Annotated in this window: 15 protein-coding genes; 6 read left to right on the forward strand and 9 right to left on the reverse strand. The window is 71.7% G+C overall.

From position 1 onward, the window contains the following. Nucleotides 1-251 precede the first annotated feature (251 nt). Complete coding sequence (locus tag ACWIHY_RS00920; protein WP_454373403.1) at nt 252-1730, forward strand: amino acid permease; 1479 nt, start codon at nt 252-254, stop codon at nt 1728-1730. Nucleotides 1731-1846: 116 nt separating this feature from the next. Continuing rightward, complete coding sequence (locus tag ACWIHY_RS00925) at nt 1847-3358, forward strand: ArnT family glycosyltransferase (RefSeq protein WP_454373404.1); 1512 nt, start codon at nt 1847-1849, stop codon at nt 3356-3358. Here the strand turns inward: ACWIHY_RS00925 and ACWIHY_RS00930 are convergent. Then, nucleotides 3316-3729, reverse strand: coding sequence for an NTP pyrophosphohydrolase (locus ACWIHY_RS00930; protein WP_454373405.1), 414 nt, complete (start codon nt 3727-3729; stop codon nt 3316-3318). The genes ACWIHY_RS00925 and ACWIHY_RS00930 overlap by 43 nt on opposite strands. 117 nt (nt 3730-3846) lie before the next feature. Here ACWIHY_RS00930 and ACWIHY_RS00935 point away from each other — a divergent pair, with 117 nt between their 5' ends. After that, nucleotides 3847-4938, forward strand: coding sequence for a hypothetical protein (locus tag ACWIHY_RS00935; protein ID WP_454373406.1), 1092 nt, complete (start codon nt 3847-3849; stop codon nt 4936-4938). A gap of 72 nt (nt 4939-5010) precedes the next feature. Here the strand turns inward: ACWIHY_RS00935 and ACWIHY_RS00940 are convergent, their stop codons facing one another. From ACWIHY_RS00940 to ACWIHY_RS00960, 5 genes are all read right to left on the reverse strand, one after another. Further along, nucleotides 5011-7140 carry a 3-hydroxyacyl-CoA dehydrogenase NAD-binding domain-containing protein gene (locus tag ACWIHY_RS00940; RefSeq protein ID WP_454373407.1) on the reverse strand — a complete coding sequence of 710 codons (2130 nt, stop codon included), beginning with the start codon at nt 7138-7140 and terminating at the stop codon, nt 5011-5013. Next, nucleotides 7137-8363, reverse strand: coding sequence for a thiolase family protein (locus ACWIHY_RS00945; protein ID WP_454373408.1), 1227 nt, complete (start codon nt 8361-8363; stop codon nt 7137-7139). Before ACWIHY_RS00945 ends, ACWIHY_RS00940 begins: the two co-directional genes overlap by 4 nt. Nucleotides 8364-8614: 251 nt before the next feature. Then, entirely contained in the window at nt 8615-9898 is a 1284-nt protein-coding gene (locus tag ACWIHY_RS00950; RefSeq protein WP_454373409.1) for an HRDC domain-containing protein, read from the reverse strand. A gap of 177 nt (nt 9899-10075) precedes the next feature. Continuing rightward, the gene (locus tag ACWIHY_RS00955; protein ID WP_454373410.1) at nt 10076-10738 is read right to left on the reverse strand and encodes a LuxR C-terminal-related transcriptional regulator; all 663 of its coding nucleotides are present in this window, start codon (nt 10736-10738) and stop codon (nt 10076-10078) included. A gap of 242 nt (nt 10739-10980) precedes the next feature. Continuing rightward, on the reverse strand, nt 10981-11646 hold the full coding sequence (locus ACWIHY_RS00960; RefSeq protein WP_454373411.1) for a DUF3000 domain-containing protein: 666 nt from the start codon (nt 11644-11646) through the stop codon (nt 10981-10983). A gap of 90 nt (nt 11647-11736) precedes the next feature. On the opposite strand from ACWIHY_RS00960, the gene hemE reads away from it, so the two are divergent. After that, nucleotides 11737-12810 carry a uroporphyrinogen decarboxylase gene (hemE, locus tag ACWIHY_RS00965; protein WP_454373412.1) on the forward strand — a complete coding sequence of 358 codons (1074 nt, stop codon included), beginning with the start codon at nt 11737-11739 and terminating at the stop codon, nt 12808-12810. Between the two features lie 76 nt (nt 12811-12886). Here the strand turns inward: hemE and ACWIHY_RS00970 are convergent, their stop codons facing one another. Continuing rightward, nucleotides 12887-14269, reverse strand: a complete 1383-nt coding sequence (locus ACWIHY_RS00970) for an FAD-dependent oxidoreductase (protein WP_454373413.1) — start codon at nt 14267-14269, stop codon at nt 12887-12889. A 54-nt stretch (nt 14270-14323) separates the two neighbouring features. Then, nucleotides 14324-15355 carry a DUF4349 domain-containing protein gene (locus ACWIHY_RS00975; protein ID WP_454373414.1) on the reverse strand — a complete coding sequence of 344 codons (1032 nt, stop codon included), beginning with the start codon at nt 15353-15355 and terminating at the stop codon, nt 14324-14326. 129 nt (nt 15356-15484) lie between these two features. On the opposite strand from ACWIHY_RS00975, the gene hemG reads away from it, so the two are divergent. Both hemG and hemQ read left to right on the forward strand, forming a co-directional pair. Then, nucleotides 15485-16912, forward strand: a complete 1428-nt coding sequence (gene hemG / locus ACWIHY_RS00980) for a protoporphyrinogen oxidase (protein WP_454373415.1) — start codon at nt 15485-15487, stop codon at nt 16910-16912. A 4-nt stretch (nt 16913-16916) separates the two neighbouring features. Next, nucleotides 16917-17648, forward strand: coding sequence for a hydrogen peroxide-dependent heme synthase (gene hemQ, locus ACWIHY_RS00985; RefSeq protein WP_454373416.1), 732 nt, complete (start codon nt 16917-16919; stop codon nt 17646-17648). Between the two features lie 127 nt (nt 17649-17775). Here hemQ and ACWIHY_RS00990 read toward each other — a convergent pair whose 3' ends face one another. Then, entirely contained in the window at nt 17776-19380 is a 1605-nt protein-coding gene (locus ACWIHY_RS00990; protein ID WP_454373417.1) for an alpha/beta hydrolase, read from the reverse strand. Between the last annotated feature and the right edge of the window lie 131 nt (nt 19381-19511).

The following is a 19511-nucleotide window of genomic DNA, read 5'->3' on the forward strand; positions in this document are numbered from 1 at the left end:
AAGCCCGCCCGGAGCACACGCTCCGGGCGGGCTTCCTCGTTTCGTTCCGCCAAAAGGGTCAACTCGCAGGGCCAGTACGCATACCGGTCCGTGCCTCCCATCGAGTGAAACCGGGCGGCGGTCCTCGTGGGGACTGACCGGTTCACTCACGATCATGACTGAAACTCGCTCACTTCAAGGTTGGGCGACAGCCGACAGTCGGAGGTACGCCGGTGAGTACGCAGCACGACCCAGGACCAGTCAAAGAGGGCATGTTCCGGACGAAGACGGTCGAACAGTCGATCCGCGACACGGAGGAGCCGGAGCACGAGCTCAAGAAATCCCTCTCCGCGCTGGATCTGACGGTCTTCGGAGTCGGTGTCATCATCGGCACCGGCATCTTCGTCCTCACGGGCAAGGTGGCCAAGGAGACGGCGGGCCCCGCCACCGCCCTCGCCTTCGTCGCCGCAGGCGTCGTCTGCGCCCTGGCGGCCCTCTGTTACGCCGAGTTCGCCTCCACCGTCCCGGTGGCCGGCTCGGCGTACACCTTCTCGTACGCCTCCCTCGGCGAGCTGGTCGCCTGGACCATCGGGTGGGACCTGGTCCTGGAATTCGCGCTGGGCACGGCGGTGGTGGCGGTCGGCTGGTCCGGCTACGTCCGCTCGCTGATGAGCAACATCGGCTGGGACATGCCCGGAGCGCTCTCCGGCCCCGACGCGACGGACGGCTTCGGCTTCGACCTGCTTGCCTTCGTCCTGGTGCTGCTGCTCACGGCCATCCTGGTGATCGGCGTGAAGCTGTCCGCGCGGGTCACCGCGGTCGTCGTCGCCATCAAGGTGACCGTGGTCCTGATCGTGATCATCGCGGGCTCGTTCTTCATCAAGGCCGACAACTACTCGCCCTTCATCCCCGACGCCGTGGAGCAGCCCGCCGGCTCGGGCTGGGACGCGCCGATGGTCCAGCTGCTGTTCGGTTACGAGCCCACCAACTTCGGCGTCATGGGCATCTTCACCGCAGCCTCGGTCGTCTTCTTCGCCTTCATCGGCTTCGACGTCGTGGCCACCGCGGCCGAGGAGACCAAACTCCCGCAGCGGGACATGCCGCGCGGCATCCTCGGCTCGCTCCTGATCTGCACCGTGCTGTACGTCGCCGTGTCGCTCGTGGTGACCGGCATGCAGCACTACAGCGAGCTGTCGGTGAGCGCCCCGCTCGCCGACGCCTTCAAGGCCACCGGGCATCCCTTCTACGCGGGCACCATCAGCTTCGGCGCCGCGGTCGGCCTGACCACGGTGTGCATGATCCTGCTCCTCGGGCAGACCCGGGTGTTCTTCGCCATGAGCCGCGACGGACTGCTCCCGCGGTTCTTCTCCGTCACGCACCCGAAGTTCCGCACGCCGTACCGCCCGACCATCCTGCTCGGCGTGGTCATCGCGATCATCGCAGGGTTCACCAGCCTCGAAGAGCTCGCGACGCTGGTGAACATCGGCACGCTCTTCGCGTTCGTCGTCGTAGCCCTCGGCGTGATCGTCCTGCGCCGGACCCGGCCCGACCTGCACCGCGCCTTCCGCACCCCGTGGGTGCCGCTGGTCCCGATCCTCTCCGTGGCCGCCTCGCTCTGGCTGATGCTCAATCTGCCGGCCGAGACGTGGCTGCGGTTCGGCATCTGGATGGCGGTGGGCTTCGTCGTGTACTTCGTGTACGGCCGCCGCCACAGCCGCCTCGGCCGCCTCGGCGACGCCGCCAAGTACTAGGAACCCCGGACCGAGAACGGTGCGGCCACTTTCGGCCAACCCGGTTTCTCAGGCCCGGCCCCGGCTCCGTATGTCCCGCTTCGGTGCGGACTGCGGAGCCGGATAGCTTGGCACGCATGCTCACGCGGCCGCCGATCCTGCCACCGTCCGTGTCCGCGCCGGTGCTGCCCCGTCCGAGGCCTGCCACCGGCGCCCGGCCCGCCGCGCCCCCGTACTGGCGAAGCCTGCTGCCCGCCCTGGCGCTGCTGGCGCTCCTCACCCGCCTGCCCTCCTTCCGCCACCCCCTGTGGAACCCGGACGAGGGCTATCTCGCCGTCCAGGCAAGGATGCTGGCCGACGGGGGAGTGCTCTACGACACGGTCGTGGACCGCAAACCGCCGCTGCTGCCCTGGCTCTACGAGAGCGCCTTCGCGCTCTTCGGCGACGAATCGCTGCTGCCCCTCCAGCTCTGCGCGGCCGCCGCCCAGCTGCTCACCGCGGCCCTGCTCGCCTCCGTCGCCCGCCGTCGCTGGGGCGACGCGGCGGGCCGCACGGCGGGAGCGCTCTACCTGCTCGTCTCCATCGGGCTCAACCCCGAGGACGCGCAGGCGGCGACCTTCGAGGTCTTCATACTGCCGTTCACGGTGGCGGCGGTCTGGTGCGCGGACCGTGGCCGGTGGTGCGGCGCGGGCGTGGCGGTCGCGGCGGCGTTCCTGACGAAGCAGACGGGCGGCGCCGTCCTCGCCCCGGTCCTGTGGCTGCTGTGGCAGAACGCCCCGGTCCGAAGTGCCCTGTTCCGTACGGCCTTCGGCTTCTGCCTGCCCGTTCTGTACGCCGCGCTGCTCACCGGGCCGCACCGCTTCCTCTTCTGGACGGTCACCGGCTCGGGGGCGTACGCCTCATTCACCGGCTCCGAACTGCACGTTCTCTTCCGGGCCTTGGCGAACACGCTGATCCTGGCCTTCGCCTGCGCCGGGCTCATTCCCCCAGTCCTGCGGGCCCTGCGCGTCGCCAGGACCGGCGCGGCCGACCTGTGGCTGTGGCTCCTCACGGCGGCGGTCGCGGTGATCCTGGGATTCCACTTCTTCGGCCACTACTACCTCCAGCTCATGCCGCCCATCGCCCTGCTGGCCACGGGCGCGCTCCAGATCCTCCCGGCGCGCTGGACGACCAGGGCCTTCCTCGCCTCGGCGGGCACGTGCGCGCTTTTCCTGTCGTGGGGGCTGCTGGCGCCCCGGCCCGAACTGGCGCACGTGCAGAAGGTCGCGAAGGCGGTGAAGGTACGGACGGAACCTCAGGACCGCGTTCTGGTCTGGGGGATACACCCCGAGGCGTACTGGCTGGCGGACCGCGCGCCCGCCAGCCGCTACCTCACGGCCGGCCTCCTCACCAACTACAGCGGCGGCCGCAACGGCCCCCAGGTCGGCGAGAAGTACGCGATGGCGGGCGCCTGGCCCGTCTTCCGCACCGAAGTGGCGGCAAGCCCCCCAGCCCTGATCGTCGACGACTCACGCGGGAAGCCCTTCGCGCCCGAGCGGGTGCCTACGCTGCGCAGACTGCTGGCCGGCGAGTACGAGGAGCTGACGACGGTCGACGGAGCGGTGCTCTACGTACGTTCCCCTGCCGCGCCGTCCGGGCCGCCCGGCTGAGGCCGGACCGTCCGCGGCCCCGCGCACCGGGCGCCGTACGCCTCCACGCGCCGCCTGAGCTCCCGGTCGGCGGTGACGACGAGGATGCTCCCGACCTCGGCGGTCTCCTCGACGACCACCTCGACGATGCGGTCGTCGCCGCTGCCGGGCGCGGACTCGACCCGTACGCCGGGCACGGAAGGGAGGTCACGGGCGGCGCCCTCGACGACGAGGACCACAGTGAGGGGACCGGGGTGGCCAGGGAGGCCGTTCTCGGCGTACACCTTGAGGTGGTCGCGCAGGCGTTCCGCGGCAGCGCGACGGTCGCGCCACCAGCCGTCGGGCACGGATCCGACGACATTGGCAGCGTCCACGACGACCAGAGTTCTCATACCATCCTCATAGCATGAGCGTGACCCGGCGGGGCAGTCGCCACCAGGCAAAACGCTATGCTTGTTCGATATCCCGGAGACTTGAAAAGCCGATGTACAGAAGGTTGGCCTGACGCCATGAGGCCGCGGAGCGCGCGTAATACCGAGCGGATTTCCCCGTCCCCGTCGGGCCCCCCGCCCGCGACCGGCCCGGCGACCAGCCGCTGGCTGCTGCGCGGCAAGGACGACCGGCTCACGGCCTACGCCCCCACCGACGGCGGGCTGCTGCGCTGGACGGAGACCGCCCCGGGCGGCCCGGGATGGACGGGCCCGCAGTTCTTCCCGGCCCCCGGGATCGAGCACCTCGCACTCGCCCAGGGACCCGACGGCTACGTCCACTTCATCGGCCGGCGCAGGAAGGGCGAGGCCGTCGACTACGTGCACGCGATCCAGTACCAGAGCGGCCGCCCGCTGACCGCCTGGCACTCCCTCGGCAACCCGTACAAGACGGCCGAGCGCGGCCTCAAGGCCGGTATCCCGGCCGCCACCGTCAACACGGCGGGCTCGGTGCACGTCTTCGTACGCAACGCGGGTCGCGGCATCCAGATGCGCCGTCAGGCCGCCAACGGCAAGTGGGAGGGCTGGAAGGACCTGAAGGGCAGCAAGGCCCACGACAGCCCCACGGCGGTGGCCAGGTCGTCCGGCACGGTGGAGCTGCTGGTCCCGGCCGAGGGCAGGACGCTGCGCTGGACCCAGGAGAAGCCGGGCGGCGACCTGACGCAGGCCGAGGACATCCCGCTGACCCCGGCGGTCCGCACCGTCACCGGCCTGGAGACCGCCGACGACGACGTCACGTACTACTGGACCGAGCCCGACTCCAAGGGCATCACCGCCCACCGCCCCGGCGGGGACACCATCCCCCTGTCCGGTACGCCCGCGGACAGCCCTGTCGCCGCCCTGCGCAGCGGGATCGGTGGCCACGACTGCACGGTCCTCGCCCACCGCGGCAGCGACGGCAGGCCCGTGCTGGCGGCCTGCGTGACGCACGCCGAGGGCGACGGTGTGTGGTGGACCGCGACGGGTGAGGAATGCGTGGGCGCACCGGCCCTGGCGGTCGACGCGACGGGCCGCGTGGTCCTCGCGGTCATCGGCCGCGACGGCGCGCTGTACGTGGCCCGTCAGAAGCCGGAGGAGGAGGGCCTGGCCCTGGCGGCCTGGGCCCGCGCCTGACCCGCGGCCCCACGACGAGCCGAGCCCGGCGCACCTTTCGGTGCACCGGGCTCGGCTGCGTACGGCAGTGGGTTACGCGGGGACGCTCGCCACGCCCTGCTCCAGGAACTTCTTGCCGTTCACGCGCTCCGAGTAGCCCTCACGGTCCAGGTACGGCGTGATGCCGCCGAGGTGGAAGGGCCAGCCGGCGCCGGTGATCAGGCAGAGGTCGACGTCCTGCGCCTCGGCGACGACACCCTCCTGCAGCATCAGGCCGATCTCCTGCGCCACGGCCTCCATGACGCGGGTACGGACCTGCTCCTCCGTCAGGACGGTGTCGCCCTGCTTGAGGAGAGCGGCGACCTCGGGGTCCAGCTCGGGCTTGCCCGAGTCGTACACGTAGAAGCCGCGCTTGCCGGCCTTCACCACGGCCGCCAGGTTCGGCGACACCGTGAAGCGCTCCGGGAAGGCGCGGTTCAGGGTCTCCGAGACGTGCAGACCGATGGCCGGGCCGACCAGCTCGAGCAGCACCAGCGGGGACATCGGCAGACCGAGGGGCTCGACGGCCTTCTCGGCGACCTCGACCGGGGTGCCCTCGTCGATGGTGTTCTGGATCTCGCCCATGAAGCGGGTGAGGATGCGGTTCACCACGAACGCCGGGGCGTCCTTGCAGAGCACAGCGGTCTTCTTGAGCTTGCGCGCGACACCGAAGGCCGTGGCCAGCGAGGCGTCGTCGGTCTGCTCGCCACGCACGATCTCCAGGAGCGGGAGGATCGCGACCGGATTGAAGAAGTGGAAGCCGACGACCCGCTCGGGGTGCTTCAGCTTCGACGCCATCTCGGAGACCGACAGCGAGGAGGTGTTGGTGGCGAGGATCGCGTGCGCCGGGGCGACCGCCTCGACCTCCGCGAACACCTGCTGCTTGACGCCCATCTCCTCGAAGACGGCCTCGATGATGAAGTCGGCGTCGGAGAAGCCCTCGGCCTTGTCCAGCACACCGGAGACCAGGCCCTTGAGACGGTTGGCCTTGTCCTGGTTGATGCGGCGCTTGCCGAGCAGCTTGTCGATCTCGGCGTGGACGTAGCCCACACCCTTGTCGACGCGCTCCTGGTCGATGTCGGTCAGGACGACCGGCACCTCGAGGCGGCGCAGGAAGAGCAGCGCCAGCTGCGAGGCCATCAGGCCGGCGCCGACGACGCCCACCTTGGTGACCGGACGCGCCAGCGACTTGTCCGGCGCACCGGCCGGGCGCTTGGCGCGCTTCTGGACCAGGTTGAAGGCGTAGATGCCGCTGCGCAGCTCGCCGCCCATGATCAGGTCCGCCAGCGCGGTGTCCTCGGCGTCGAAGCCGGCGCTCAGGTCGCCGTCCTTCGCCGCCGCGATGATCTCCAGCGCGCGGTACGCCGCCGGGGCCGCGCCGTGCACCTTGGAGTCCGCGACAGCCTTGCCGCGCGCGACGGCCTGGTCCCAGGCCTCGCCGCGGTCGATCTCCGGCCGTACGACCTGAAGCTCGCCGCGCAGCACGGAAGCGGTCCAGATCAGCGACTGCTCCAGGAAGTCCGCGCCCTCGAAGATCGCGTCGGCGATCCCGAGCTCGTAGACCTGCTTGCCCTTGAGCTGCTTGTTCTGGTTGAGCGAGTTCTCGATGATGACCGAAACCGCTCGGTCGGCGCCGATCAGGTTCGGCAGCAGTGCGCAGCCGCCCCAGCCCGGAACCAGGCCGAGGAAGACCTCGGGCAGCGAGAACGCGGGGAGCGCGGCCGAGACCGTGCGGTACGTGCAGTGCAGGCCGGCCTCCACGCCGCCGCCCATCGCCGCGCCGTTGTAGTAGGCGAAGGTCGGGACAGCGAGCCCGGACAGACGGCGGAAGACGTCGTGGCCGCCCTTGCCGATCGCCAGCGCGTCCTCGTGCCGCTTCAGCAGCTCGACGCCCTTGAGGTCGGCGCCGACCGCGAAGATGAACGGCTTGCCGGTGAGGCCGACACCGACGATGGAGCCCTCGGCGGCCTCCTTCTCGACCTGGTCGATGGCGGTGTTCAGGTTCGCCAGGGACTGCGGGCCGAAGGTGGTCGGCTTGGTGTGGTCGAAGCCGTTGTCCAGCGTGATCAGCGCGAACCGGCCCGCGGCCGCGGGCAGGTCGAAGTGCCGTACGTGGGCGCTGGTGACGACCTCGTCGGGGAACAGCTCGGCCGCACCCTTCAAAAGCTCTTCGGTGGTGCTCACTTGCTGCCTCCGGCGTCCTTGTGGTTCGGGTTCTCCCAGATCACGGTGGCGCCCATGCCGAAGCCGACGCACATCGTGGTGAGGCCGTAGCGGACCTCCGGCTGCTCCTCGAACTGGCGGGCCAGCTGCGTCATCAGACGCACACCGGAGGAGGCCAGCGGGTGACCGTAGGCGATCGCGCCGCCGTACTGGTTGACGCGGGCGTCGTCGTCGGCGATGCCGTAGTGCTCCAGGAACGCGAGGACCTGGACGGCGAACGCCTCGTTGATCTCGAAGAGGTTGATGTCCTCGATCGACAGACCGGCCTTGGCGAGGGCCTTCTCGGTCGCCGGGATCGGGCCGTAACCCATGACCTCGGGCTCCACGCCGGCGAAGGCGTACGAGACGAGGCGCATCTTCACCGGGAGGTCGTTCTCGCGGGCGAACTCCTCGGAGGCGAGGATCGATGCGGTGGCGCCGTCGTTGAGACCGGCCGCGTTACCGGCGGTGACGTTGCCGTGGACGCGGAACGGCGTCTTCAGGTTCGCCAGCGACTCCAGCGTGGTGCCCGGACGCATCGGCTCGTCCGCCGTGACCAGGCCCCAGCCCGTCTCGCCGACGTCGGCGTTGGTGCGGCGCACCGAGACCGGCACCAGGTCGCGCTGGATCTTGCCGTCGGCGTACGCCTTGGCGGCCTTCTCCTGCGAGCGCACGGCGTACTCGTCGGTGCGCTGCTTGGTGATGCTGGGGTAGCGGTCGTGCAGGTTCTCGGCGGTCATGCCCATGAACAGGGCGGACTCGTCGACGAGCTTCTCCGACACGAAGCGCGGGTTCGGGTCGACGCCCTCGCCCATGGGGTGGCGGCCCATGTGCTCGACGCCACCGGCGATGACGGCGTCGTACGCGCCGAAGGCGATCGAACCGGCCAGCGAGGTGACGGAGGTCAGCGCGCCGGCGCACATGCGGTCGATGGAGTAGCCCGGGACGGACTGCGGCAGACCGGCGAGGATGCCGGCCGTACGGCCGAGAGTCAGGCCCTGGTCACCGATCTGCGTGGTCGCGGCGATGGCGACCTCGTCGATCTTCGCGGGGTCGAGGCCGGGGTTGCGGCGCAGCAGCTCCCGGATGGCCTTCACGACGAGATCGTCGGCGCGGGTCTCGTGGTAGATGCCCTTCGGGCCCGCCTTGCCGAACGGGGTGCGGACGCCGTCGACGAAGACGACATCCCTGACGGTACGAGGCACGATTGGCTCTCCTCCAGGGTGCGGGGTGGCACTGCTGCACTTGGGGTGTGTCCGGTTCGCCTCCGCGGTGTCCGCGGAGACAGGCCGGACACACCCTGCGGCACGACGCGGGGGCGTGCTGCGTACTGCCATGCTACTTGCGGGTAACCAAGCTGCCCACCCCCCACGGCGGGAGCGGCGAACGTCACACGTCGAAGCCCCCGGCCGAAGACGGCCGGGGGCTTGTGTCCGAGGGGACCGGGCGGCCGCGGTCAGGTCGCGGCGGTGACCGTCAGCGCCTTGGTCAGCAGCGGCGAGACCAGCTCCACCTGCCACTGACGTGCGCCGTACGACGCCAGCGCGGCCGCCACCGCCTCCTGCGTCGCGTCCTTCGGCGGCTCCCAGCAGACCCGGCGCACGGTGTCCGGCGTGATCAGGTTCTCCTGGGGCATGTTCAGCTCCTCCGCGAGCGCGGAGACAGCCGCCCGCGCGGCCGACAGGCGAGCCGCCGCCGCCGGGTCCTTGTCCGCCCAGGAACGTGGCGGAGGCGGGCCGGTCACGGCCGCTCCGGGCTGCGGAAGCTCCGAGTCCGGCAGCGCCTTGGCGCGGTCGACCGTCGCCTGCCACTGCTCCAGCTGCCGGCGCCCCATGCGGTGGCCGAAGCCGGGCAGCACGGACAGCGCCTGAACGTCCAGCGGCACGGCCAGCGCCGCTTCGACGATCGCGGTGTCGCTCAGCACCTTGCCGGGCGACACGTCACGCCGCTGGGCGATCCGGTCCCGGGCGTTCCACAGCTCCCGCACGATCGCCATCTGCCGCCGGCGGCGCACCTTGTGCATCCCCGACGTACGGCGCCACGGGTCCTTGCGGGGCGGCGCGGGCGGGGCCGACGCGATCGCGTCGAACTCCTGACGGGCCCACTCGAGCTTCCCCTGCCGGTCGAGCTCCTTCTCCAGCGCGTCCCGCAGGTCGACGAGCAGCTCCACGTCGAGCGCGGCGTAACGCAGCCAGGGCTCGGGGAGCGGGCGGGTGGACCAGTCGACCGCGGAGTGGCCCTTCTCCAGGGCGTAGCCGAGGACGGACTCGACCATCGCGCCGAGGCCGACGCGCGGGAAGCCCGCGAGCCGGCCCGCCAGCTCGGTGTCGAAGAGCCGCGTGGGCACCATGCCTATTTCGCGCAGGCACGGAAGATCCTGCGTCGCGGCGTGGAGGATCCACTCGCTGCCGGCGAGGGCTTCGCCCAGGCCGGAGAGGTCGGGGCAGCCGACCGGGTCGATCAGCGCGCTGCCCGCGCCTTCGCGGCGCAGCTGTACGAGGTAGGCCCGCTGCCCGTACCGGTAGCCCGACGCGCGCTCGGCGTCGACGGCCACGGGGCCGGTGCCACGGGCGAAAGCCGCGACGACCTCGTCGAGGGCTTCTTGCGTCGCCACCACCGGCGGAATGCCCTCGCGAGGCTCCAACAAGGGAATCGGCGCCGTCTCGACGTCATCGTCCGGGGGAGCGCCCCCGGGGCTTCGCAGGTCTGGCTCTGCTGCGGTCTCTTGGGCGTCGGTCACGTGTAAAGGGTATCTGTACGAGCGAACGCCTGACCTGCACTCGTCCTCGAAGGCGTGGGTGACCTGCGAAAACCAGTCGCGGCGCGATGCCGCCCGAATGTGCCTTTTCCGGGCGGCAATGGAGGGCGCCCGCCGACGGAACGTTCCGTCGGCGGGCGCACGAGGGTTGCGAACCGGTCAGTGGATGATTCCGGTCCGCAGGGCGACCGCGACCATTCCGGCACGGTCGCCCGTGCCGAGCTTGCGCGCGATGCGGGCGAGGTGGCTCTTGACCGTCAGGGCGGAGAGGCCCATCGAGACACCGATCGCCTTGTTCGACTGGCCTTCGGCGACCAGTCTGAGCACCTCGACCTCGCGGCCGGAGAGCTCTCGGTAGCCGCCCGGGTGACTCGGGGCACCCGGGGGGCGGCGGTGCATTCGTGCTGCCGCGGCGCCGATGGGGGCGGCGCCGGGGCGGGTGGGGTGCCCGACGTTGTTGCGCGTACCGGTGACGACGTAGCCCTTGACGCCGCCCGCGAGGGCATTGCGTACGGCGCCGATGTCGTCGGCGGCGGAGAGGGCGAGCCCGTTGGGCCAGCCCGCAGCGCGGGTTTCGGACAGCAGGGTCAGCCCGGAACCGTCGGGCAGATGGACGTCGGCAACGCAGATGTCGCGCGGGCTGCCGACGCGGGGGCGTGCCTCCGCGATGGACGACGCCTCGATGACGTCACGTACTCCAAGGGCCCACAGGTGGCGGGTAACGGTGGAGCGGACGCGTGGGTCGGCCACGACGACCATGGCCGTCGGCTTGTTAGGGCGGTAGGCGACCAGGCTTGCGGGCTGCTCGAGGAGAACGGACACCAGGCCTCCTGGGGAGTGGCGGGACTCGCCGGCTCGGGGTGAAGCCGGGGGGAACCGTGCTGAAGGGTCATCAACCTCTTCGGCAGCAGTGGCGCTCGCCTTTAGGGAAAGATCACGATTTGGTGAGTAACAATTCGGGCAATTCGGACGCGTGATCGATCATGTGAAGAAATTCGCGGCACTCGGTGGGCCGGGGAACACGAAAGGGGGCGCGCCCCGCAGGCGCGCCCCCGTGTCGCCTGCTACGGCGCCTGCGGACCCCGCCGCTGCGGCAGTGACACCACGCCGGCGTCCACCGGACCCGTTCCGTGGGAGGTCGCCGGGGGCAGCCCGGCGATCTGCGCCAGCAGGTCGCACCAGGCCGCCAGATGCGCCGCCGTGTCCGGGACTCCGTCGCGTCCCTCGCGGGGCGTCCAGGACGCTCTGATCTCGATCTGCGTGGCGGGCCTGCGCTCGGCCAGACCGCCGAAGTAGTACGACCCGGCCCGCGTCACCGTGCCGCTCGCCTCCGCGTACGACAGACCGCGTGCCTCCAGCGCGCCGGTCAGCCAGGACCAGCTCACCTCGGGAAGCAGCGGATCGGCCGCCATCTCCGGCTCCAGTTCCGCCCGTACGAGCGTGACCATCCGGAAGGTGCCGTGCCAGGCGTCGTGCCCCGCCGGGTCGTGCAGCAGCACCAGCCGCCCGTCCGCCAGGTCCTCGTCGCCGTGCACGACGGCCGCCTCCAGCGCGTACGCGTACGGCGCCAGTCTCTGCGGCGGGCGGGTCGGGTCCACCTCCACCTCGGGACGCAGGCGCGCCGAGCACAGGGCCTCGACCGCCTGACGGAACGCGGGCGGGGCGGAGTTCTCCTCCGCGCCGCTCCTGTCGTCAGCATCATTCGAAAGTCGTCCCTGAGCCGGAGCCATGCGGGGAAGAGTAGGCGGAACGTGCGCCTCGCGCAGGGAAGGACACCCGCCCCGCGACAACCGCTTCGGCCCGCGTGCGAAGATTTGGGCGTGAGTGCCAATGACCGCCGCCCCGTGGGCAGCCCGCAGAGCCAGACGTACGACTCGGCCTTCCTCAAGGCGTGCAGGCGCGAGCCGGTGCCGCACACGCCGGTCTGGTTCATGCGGCAGGCGGGGCGCTCGCTTCCGGAGTACCTGAAGGTGCGCGAGGGCATCCCGATGCTCGAGTCGTGCATGCGGCCCGAGCTGGTCACCGAGATCACGCTGCAGCCCGTGCGGCGTCACGGCGTGGACGCGGCGATCTTCTTCAGCGACATCGTGGTGCCGCTGAAGGCGATCGGAATCGACCTCGACATCAAGCCCGGCGTCGGCCCCGTCATCGCCGAGCCGATCCGTACGCGGGCGGATCTCGCCCGGCTGCGGGACCTCACGCCGGAGGACGTCACCTACGTCACCGAGGCGATCGGGATGCTCACGGGCGAACTCGGGTCCACTCCGCTCATCGGATTCGCGGGCGCGCCTTTCACTCTCGCGAGTTACCTCGTGGAGGGCGGCCCCTCCCGCAACCACGAGCACACCAAGGCGCTCATGTACGGCGACCCGCAGCTGTGGGCCGACCTCCTCGACCGGCTCGCCGAGATCACCGGCGCGTTCCTGAAGGTCCAGATCGAAGCCGGCGCGTCCGCCGTGCAGCTCTTCGACTCCTGGGTCGGCGCGATCGCCCCCGCCGACTACACCCGCTCGGTGATGCCCGCTTCCGCGAAGGTCTTCGACGCGGTGGCGTCGTACGGCGTACCGCGCATCCACTTCGGGGTCGGCACGGGCGAGCTGCTCGGGCTGATGGGCGAGGCCGGCGCGGATGTCGTCGGCGTCGACTGGCGTGTGCCGATGGACGAGGCGGCCCGGCGCGTCGGCCCCGGCAAGGCGCTCCAGGGCAACCTCGACCCCGCCGTTCTCTTCTCGACGCCGGACGCGGTCATGGCGAAGACGGACGAGGTGCTGGACGCCGCGGCGGGCCTCGAGGGGCACATCTTCAACCTGGGTCACGGTGTCCTGCCGACGACCGACCCCGACGCGCTGACCCGCCTCACGGAGTACGTGCACACGCGCACGGCGGCGCGGTAAGGGCCGGCGGAGCGGGAACCGGAGCGGAGCCCCGGTCCGGGAGGGGGCGGGTAGGGGAGCCCCCGCAGGGCGCGCTCTACGCACCCCCCTCCCGTACGGCCGCCACCGCCTTCCGCGCCGCCACCAGGACCGGATCCCACACCGGGGAGAACGGCGGGGCGTAGCCCAGGTCCAGCGCCGTCATCTGCTCCACCGTCATGCGCGCCGTCAGCGCCACCGCCGCGATGTCGACCCGCTTCCCCGCCCCCTCCCGCCCGACGATCTGCACCCCGAGCAGCCGCCCCGTCCGTCGCTCGGCCGTCATCTTCACCGTCATCGGCGACGCCCCGGGGTAGTAACCCGCACGGCTCGTCGACTCGATCGTCGCCGTCACGTACCGCAGGCCCTCCGCCCGCGCGTCCTTCTCCCGCAGCCCCGTCCGCGCGATCTCCAGGTCGCACACCTTGCTGACCGCCGTACCGACGACCCCCGGGAACGTCGCGTAGCCGCCCCCCACGTTCGAACCGATCACCTGGCCGTGCTTGTTCGCGTGCGTGCCCAGCGCGATGTGCCGGCGGCGGCCCGAGACGAGGTCGAGCACCTCGACGCAGTCGCCGCCCGCCCAGATGTTCTCGTGCCCGGCCACCCGCATCGACAGGTCGGTGACCAGCCCGCCGTACGAACCGACCGGCAGCCCCGCGTCCCGCGCGAGTGCCGTCTCCGGTTCGACACCGATGCCCAGCACGACGACGTCCGCCGGGTAGGTCTCCTCGACCGTGGCGACCGCCCGGACGCGGCCGTCGTCGCCGGTGAGGACCTTGGTGACCTCGGCGCCGGAGACGGTCGTGATGCCCATGGCGTTCATCGCGTCGTGGACGAGCCGACCCATGTCCGGGTCCAGGGTGGACATCGGCTGCTCGCCCCGGTTCAGGACGGTCACCTCGTACCCGCGGGCGACCAGCGCCTCCGCCATCTCGACGCCGATGTACCCCGCCCCGACGACGACCGCGCGCCGCCCCTTCGTCCGCTCCAGCGTCTCGATCAGCGCCTGGCCGTCGTCGAGGGTCTGCACGCCGTGCACGCCCGGCGCGTCGATCCCGGGCAGACGCGGGCGTACGGGCCGGGCGCCGGTCGCCACGACCAGCTTGTCGTAGCCGGTCCACGACTCGGCGCCCGATTCGAGGTCGCGGGACCGGACCCGGCCCCCCGCCACGTCGATGCCGATGACCTCGGTGCGGACGCGCAGGCCGATGTCGCGCGCCCGGTGCTCCTCGGGCGTACGGGCGATGAGGTCGTCCCGGTCGGCGACGGCTCCCCCGACCCAGTACGGGATGCCGCAGGCCGAGTACGACGAGAAGTGGCCGCGTTCGAAAGCGATGATCTCCAGCTCGTCCGGACCCTTGAGCCTGCGCGCCTGCGACGCCGCGGACATGCCCGCCGCATCGCCGCCGATGACCACCAGTCGCTCCGCCGCTGTCATGCGTGTCCCCTCGGTCGGTCCGTACTTCCGAGGGGACACGCTAAGCGTTACGGGTCACTCCTGCGGCTGGGACTTCTCCCGCGGCTCCCCGGACGGCGCCGCGGGCCTGGCGGACGGGAACGGCGCGGACGTGGCGCCCATACCGGTGGCGGGCGCGGCCTCCGGCGTCCGCCGCTGCGGCAGGCGGCCCCGCAGCAGCCGCCACAGGACGTACAGCAGGGCGAACGCGGCAGCGAACGGGGCCACCGCGCCGAGCGCCATCGCCACCCACTTCAGAGTCGTGACGAACGCGTCCCAGCCGCCCCCGAGCGCGTCCAGGAAGCCGGGGTCGTCGTCCTCCTTGGCGGCCTCCTGCGCCTCGGGCTCGGAGAGTTCGAGGGTGATCGTCGCCATGGTCGTACGGTCCTTCAGCGACGCCTGCTGGGCGAGCAGCGCCTCCAGCTCCGTCTGACGCGTGTTCAGCTCGCCCTCCAGCATGACCACATCACTGATCTTGGTGGCCCGGTCCATCATGTCCCGCACCCGGGCGACGCTGGTCCGCTGCGACTTGATGCGGCTCTCGACGTCCACCACCTGCTCGGTGACGTCCTTGGCGCCGGCCTTGCGGCTGAGGAGCTTTCCGGTGCCGGCGAGCTCCTTCAGCACGCCGTCGTACTCCTCCTGCGGGACGCGCAGCACGATGCGGGAGTAGACATGGCTGTCGTCGATCCGCTCGGTGGTCTCGTTGCCGACGATGCCCCCGGCGTTCTCGGCCGCAGTACGGGCCGTGGCGAGCGCCTTCGTGGCGCTCTCGACCTCGACGGAGAGTGTCGCGGTACGGATGACGTGCGTCTTCGCGAGCGGTGGCTTCTTCGCCCCGGCGGCATCCGCAGGTTTCTGCGCACCGGCCCCGGCATCGGCGTCCGCGCCGCTGCCGGCCGCCCGCTCCGCCTGCCCGCCCTTGGCGTCGGCCGCGCTGACGCCCTTCTGGCTGTCGGCCCCGCTGTCGTCATTGGCCCCGCAGCCGGTGACCACCAGCGAGGCGGTGAGCAGAGCGGCCGCGAGGACCTTGAGAGACCGGTGCCCGGACCTACGTACTGCACGCATGTCGGTTCCCCCCGAACGTCGTTGTGAGTGTTGCCGGTTCGACGTACGGGGCGGGGGAGGGGGTTGCCCTTTTCCGGTCCCGAAGCGGTCACGGTCAGGACTCGTTCCGGGTTTGAGAGAGTGGACCCCATGAACGTGGAATCTCGTACGGGCCGTGTCGTGGTCATCGGCGGCGGAATCTCCGGGCTCGCCGCCGCTCACCGGCTGGTCGGCGCCGGTGCGCGCGTGACCCTGCTGGAGGCGACGGACACGCTCGGCGGCAAGCTCCTGGCGGGCGAGATCGCGGGCGTGCCCGTCGACCTCGGCGCCGAGTCGATGCTGGCCCGGCGGCCCGAGGCGGTCGCCCTGGCGCGCGAGGTGGGGCTCGGCGACCGGCTCCAGCCGCCTGCCACCGCCGCCGCGTCGCTGTGGAACCGGGGCGCGCTCACCCCGATGCCCAAGGGGCACGTGATGGGCGTACCCGGTGACCCGGCGGTGCTCGGCGGAGTCCTGTCCGCCGACGGCCTCGCGCGGATGCGCCGCGACCACGAGCTGGCGCGCACCGAGGTCGGCGAGGACATCGCGCTCGGCGAGTACGTCGCGGCCCGTCTCGGCCGCGAGGTCGTCGACCGGCTGGTGGAACCGCTGCTGGGAGGCGTGTACGCCGGCGATGTGTACCGGACGTCGATGCGCGCCGCCGTACCGCAGCTCTTCGAGGCGGCGCGGACGTACGACTCGCTCCTCGACGGCGTGCGGGAAATCCAGCGCAGGGCCGCCGCGAACCAGCAGACCGGCCCCGTCTTCATGGGGATCGAAGGCGGCATCGGCACGCTCCCCGACGCCGTCGCCGGCGCCGTGCGCGCCGGGGGCGGCGAGATCCTGCTCCGCACGCCGGTGATCGGCCTGACGCGCGGCGCCGGCGGCTGGCAGGTGCGTACGGACGATCGGGTGATCGCCGCGGACGCCGTTGTCCTCGCGGCCCCTGCCTGGGCCGCCTCCGCGCTGCTCGCCGCCGAGTCACCGGCCGCGGCCGCCGAGCTGGCCGCCGTCGAGTACGCGTCGATGGCCCTGGTGACCATGGCCTTCCGGCGCCGGGACGTGGCGGCGCTGCCGGAGGGCTCGGGGTTCCTGGTGCCGCCCGTCGACGGGCGCACCATCAAGGCGTCGACCTTCTCGACGCGCAAGTGGGGGTGGGTGGACGCCGCCGCCCCCGACCTGTTCGTCCTGCGGACCTCCATCGGGCGCTACGGCGAGGAGGAGCACCTGCACCGCGAGGACGACGAGCTGGTGGAGGTGTCCCTGCGCGACCTGGGGGCGGCCACCGGCCTCGCCGCCCGGCCGGTCGCCACCGAGGTCACCCGTTGGATCGGCGGCCTGCCGCAGTACCCGGTCGGTCACCCCGGCCGGGTCGCGCGGGTGCGGGACGAGGTCGCGAAGCTGCCCGGGCTGCGGGTCTGCGGGGCGGCGTACGACGGGGTCGGCATTCCGGCCTGCGTCGCGAGCGGACACCGCGCCGCCGACGAGATCATGCTCACCCCCGACCCGGCGCGGGGCACGGATCCGGGCGCGGGAGAATAGGGACATGACTGATGCTCCGGAGACTGTGACATCCCCCAGAGGCCCGAACGCCGGCAAGAAGGCCAAGGACCTCAACGACGTCATCCGCTACACCCTGTGGTCCGTCTTCAAGCTGCGGGACGTCCTCCCCGAGGACCGTGCCGGCTTCGCCGACGAGGTCCAGGAGCTGTTCGACCAGCTCGCCGCCAAGGACGTCACCGTGCGCGGCACGTACGACGTGTCGGGACTGCGCGCCGACGCTGACGTCATGATCTGGTGGCACGCGGAGACCGCGGACCAGCTCCAGGAGGCGTACAACCTCTTCCGTCGCACCAAGCTGGGCCGCGCGCTGGAGCCGGTCTGGTCGAACATGGCGCTGCATCGCCCCGCCGAGTTCAACAAGTCGCACATCCCGGCCTTCCTGGCCGACGAGACGCCGCGCAACTACGTCTCCGTCTACCCCTTCGTGCGCTCGTACGACTGGTACCTGCTGCCCGACGAGGACCGTCGCCGCATGCTCGCCGACCACGGCAAGATGGCGCGTGGCTACCCGGACGTGCGCGCCAACACGGTCGCCTCGTTCTCGCTCGGCGACTACGAGTGGCTGCTGGCCTTCGAGGCCGACGAGCTCTACCGCATCGTCGACCTCATGCGTCACCTGCGCGCCTCCGAGGCCCGCATGCACGTGCGCGAAGAGGTGCCGTTCTACACCGGCCGGCGCAAGTCGGTCGCCGACCTGGTCGCCGGCCTCGCCTGACACCCCCGGCCGGGGGTCCCGGGGGTGCGAATCCCCGGGAGACACGGCACCGGCCGGCGCGAGCCGGTCGCAGACCTGGTGGCGGGCCTCGCCCTGAGCGGCGGCCCACCACCCCCGACCCGGAAGATCAGACGGCGGGCGCCGGCTCCTTCGCCACTGCCCGCTCGTCCAGCGACACCGGGTTCGGCTCCCGGTGCGGCGCGCACTCCGCGCGCCGCACCGGCGTCCGACCGGTCAGGAGATACCTCTCCAGATGACCGTTGACGCACGCGTTCCCGCCACCGCCGATACCGTGCGTGCCCGCGTCCCGCTCCGTGACCAGCGCGGCCCCGGCCAGCCGCCGCTGCAGCTCCAGCGCGCCCGGGTACGGCGTCGCCGCGTCCCGCTCGGCGGCCAGGATCAGCGTCGGGGGCAGCTCACCGGGCTCCGTGCCGACGTCCAGGGGCTCCTGGCGCGGAGCGCTCCAGTACGCGCAGGGCAGGTTCATCCACGCGTTGTCCCATGTCTCGAAGGGCGCGCGAGCCGCGAGCAGGCTGTTGTCGTGGTCCCACACCCACCACTCGGTCGGCCAGGGCGCGTCGTTGCACTCGACGGCGGTGTAGACGGCCTTGCTGTTCTCGTCGGCCCGCGCCGACTGGGGCCGCGGCGACGCCTGCTCGATCAGCGGCTTCGGGTTGCCCTTCAGGTACTCCGAGAGCGCCGTGGCGCGCATCGCCCAGTAGTCGTCGTAGTAACCGGCGCTCAGCAGCGCCGACTGGAGCTGGCCGGGACCGACCTTGCCGCCCGCCGGTTTCCGGGAGAGCCCGGCGCGCACCTTCTCGTAGCTGGCGAGGACCCCGTCGGGCGTGGTGCCCAGGCGGTACGTCTTGTCGTGCTTGGCGACCCAGGTGCGGAAGTCCTTCCAGCGGCCCTCGAAGGCGAGCGACTGGTCGAGGTTGTTGCGGTACCAGATCTGCTCGGGATCGGGGTTGACCGCCGAGTCGAAGACCATGCGGCGCACGTGCGACGGGAAGAGGGTCGCGTACAGCGCGCCGAAGTACGTGCCGTACGACGCGCCCATGAAGGTCAGCTTCTTCTCGCCGAGCGCCGCCCGCAGCACGTCCAGGTCGCGGGCGTTGTTGAGCGACGTGTAGTGGCGCAGCGCGCTGCCCGCCTTGCGGGCACAGCCGTCGGCGTAGGCCTTGGACCGCGCGATCTGCTCCTGCTTGTACGCGTAGGAAGGGTGCGCCGGGGCCTCGCTGGGCGCCTGGACGAGCTCCGACGGCTTCTGGCAGGACAGCGGGGCCGAGCGGCCGACGCCGCGCGGGGCGTACCCGACGAGGTCGTACGCCGCGGCGAGCCGCTTCCACTCGGGCAGCGCGCCCGCCATCGGGAAGAACATGCTGGAGGCGCCGGGACCGCCCGGGTTGTAGACGAGCGCGCCCTGGCGTGCGGCGGGCTTCCCGGTCGCCCGGGCGCGGCTGACGGTCAGTGGGATCTGGCGGCCGCCCGGGTCGGCGTAGTCGAGCGGGACCTTGACGGTGCCGCACTTGACGTGTCCCGGCAGGCCCTCGGACTTGGGGCAGGCGCCGAAGGTGACGCCCGCGGCGGCCGCCCGGTGGGCGGCGAGCGCGGTGCCGCGGGCCTCGGGAGCGGCGGCCGGTTCGGCGCTGCCGGCGGGGGCGGCGACGAGGGCGGTCAGGACCAGGGAGCCGACGGATGCCAGGGTCCCGTACATCGCCAGTGCTCTCATCGCGTTCCCTTCGTGCAGGTGCAGGACAAAAGGGATACTTGGCGGGGCAGTTGGCGAAGTAAAGCACCGGTGCGCGGTGTCGGGGGTCTATGACCCCGACGAGTCGCGCGGGCGGCACGTGGGTACGGATC

The sequence above is a fragment of the Streptomyces sp. NPDC055287 genome (assembly GCF_053646035.1).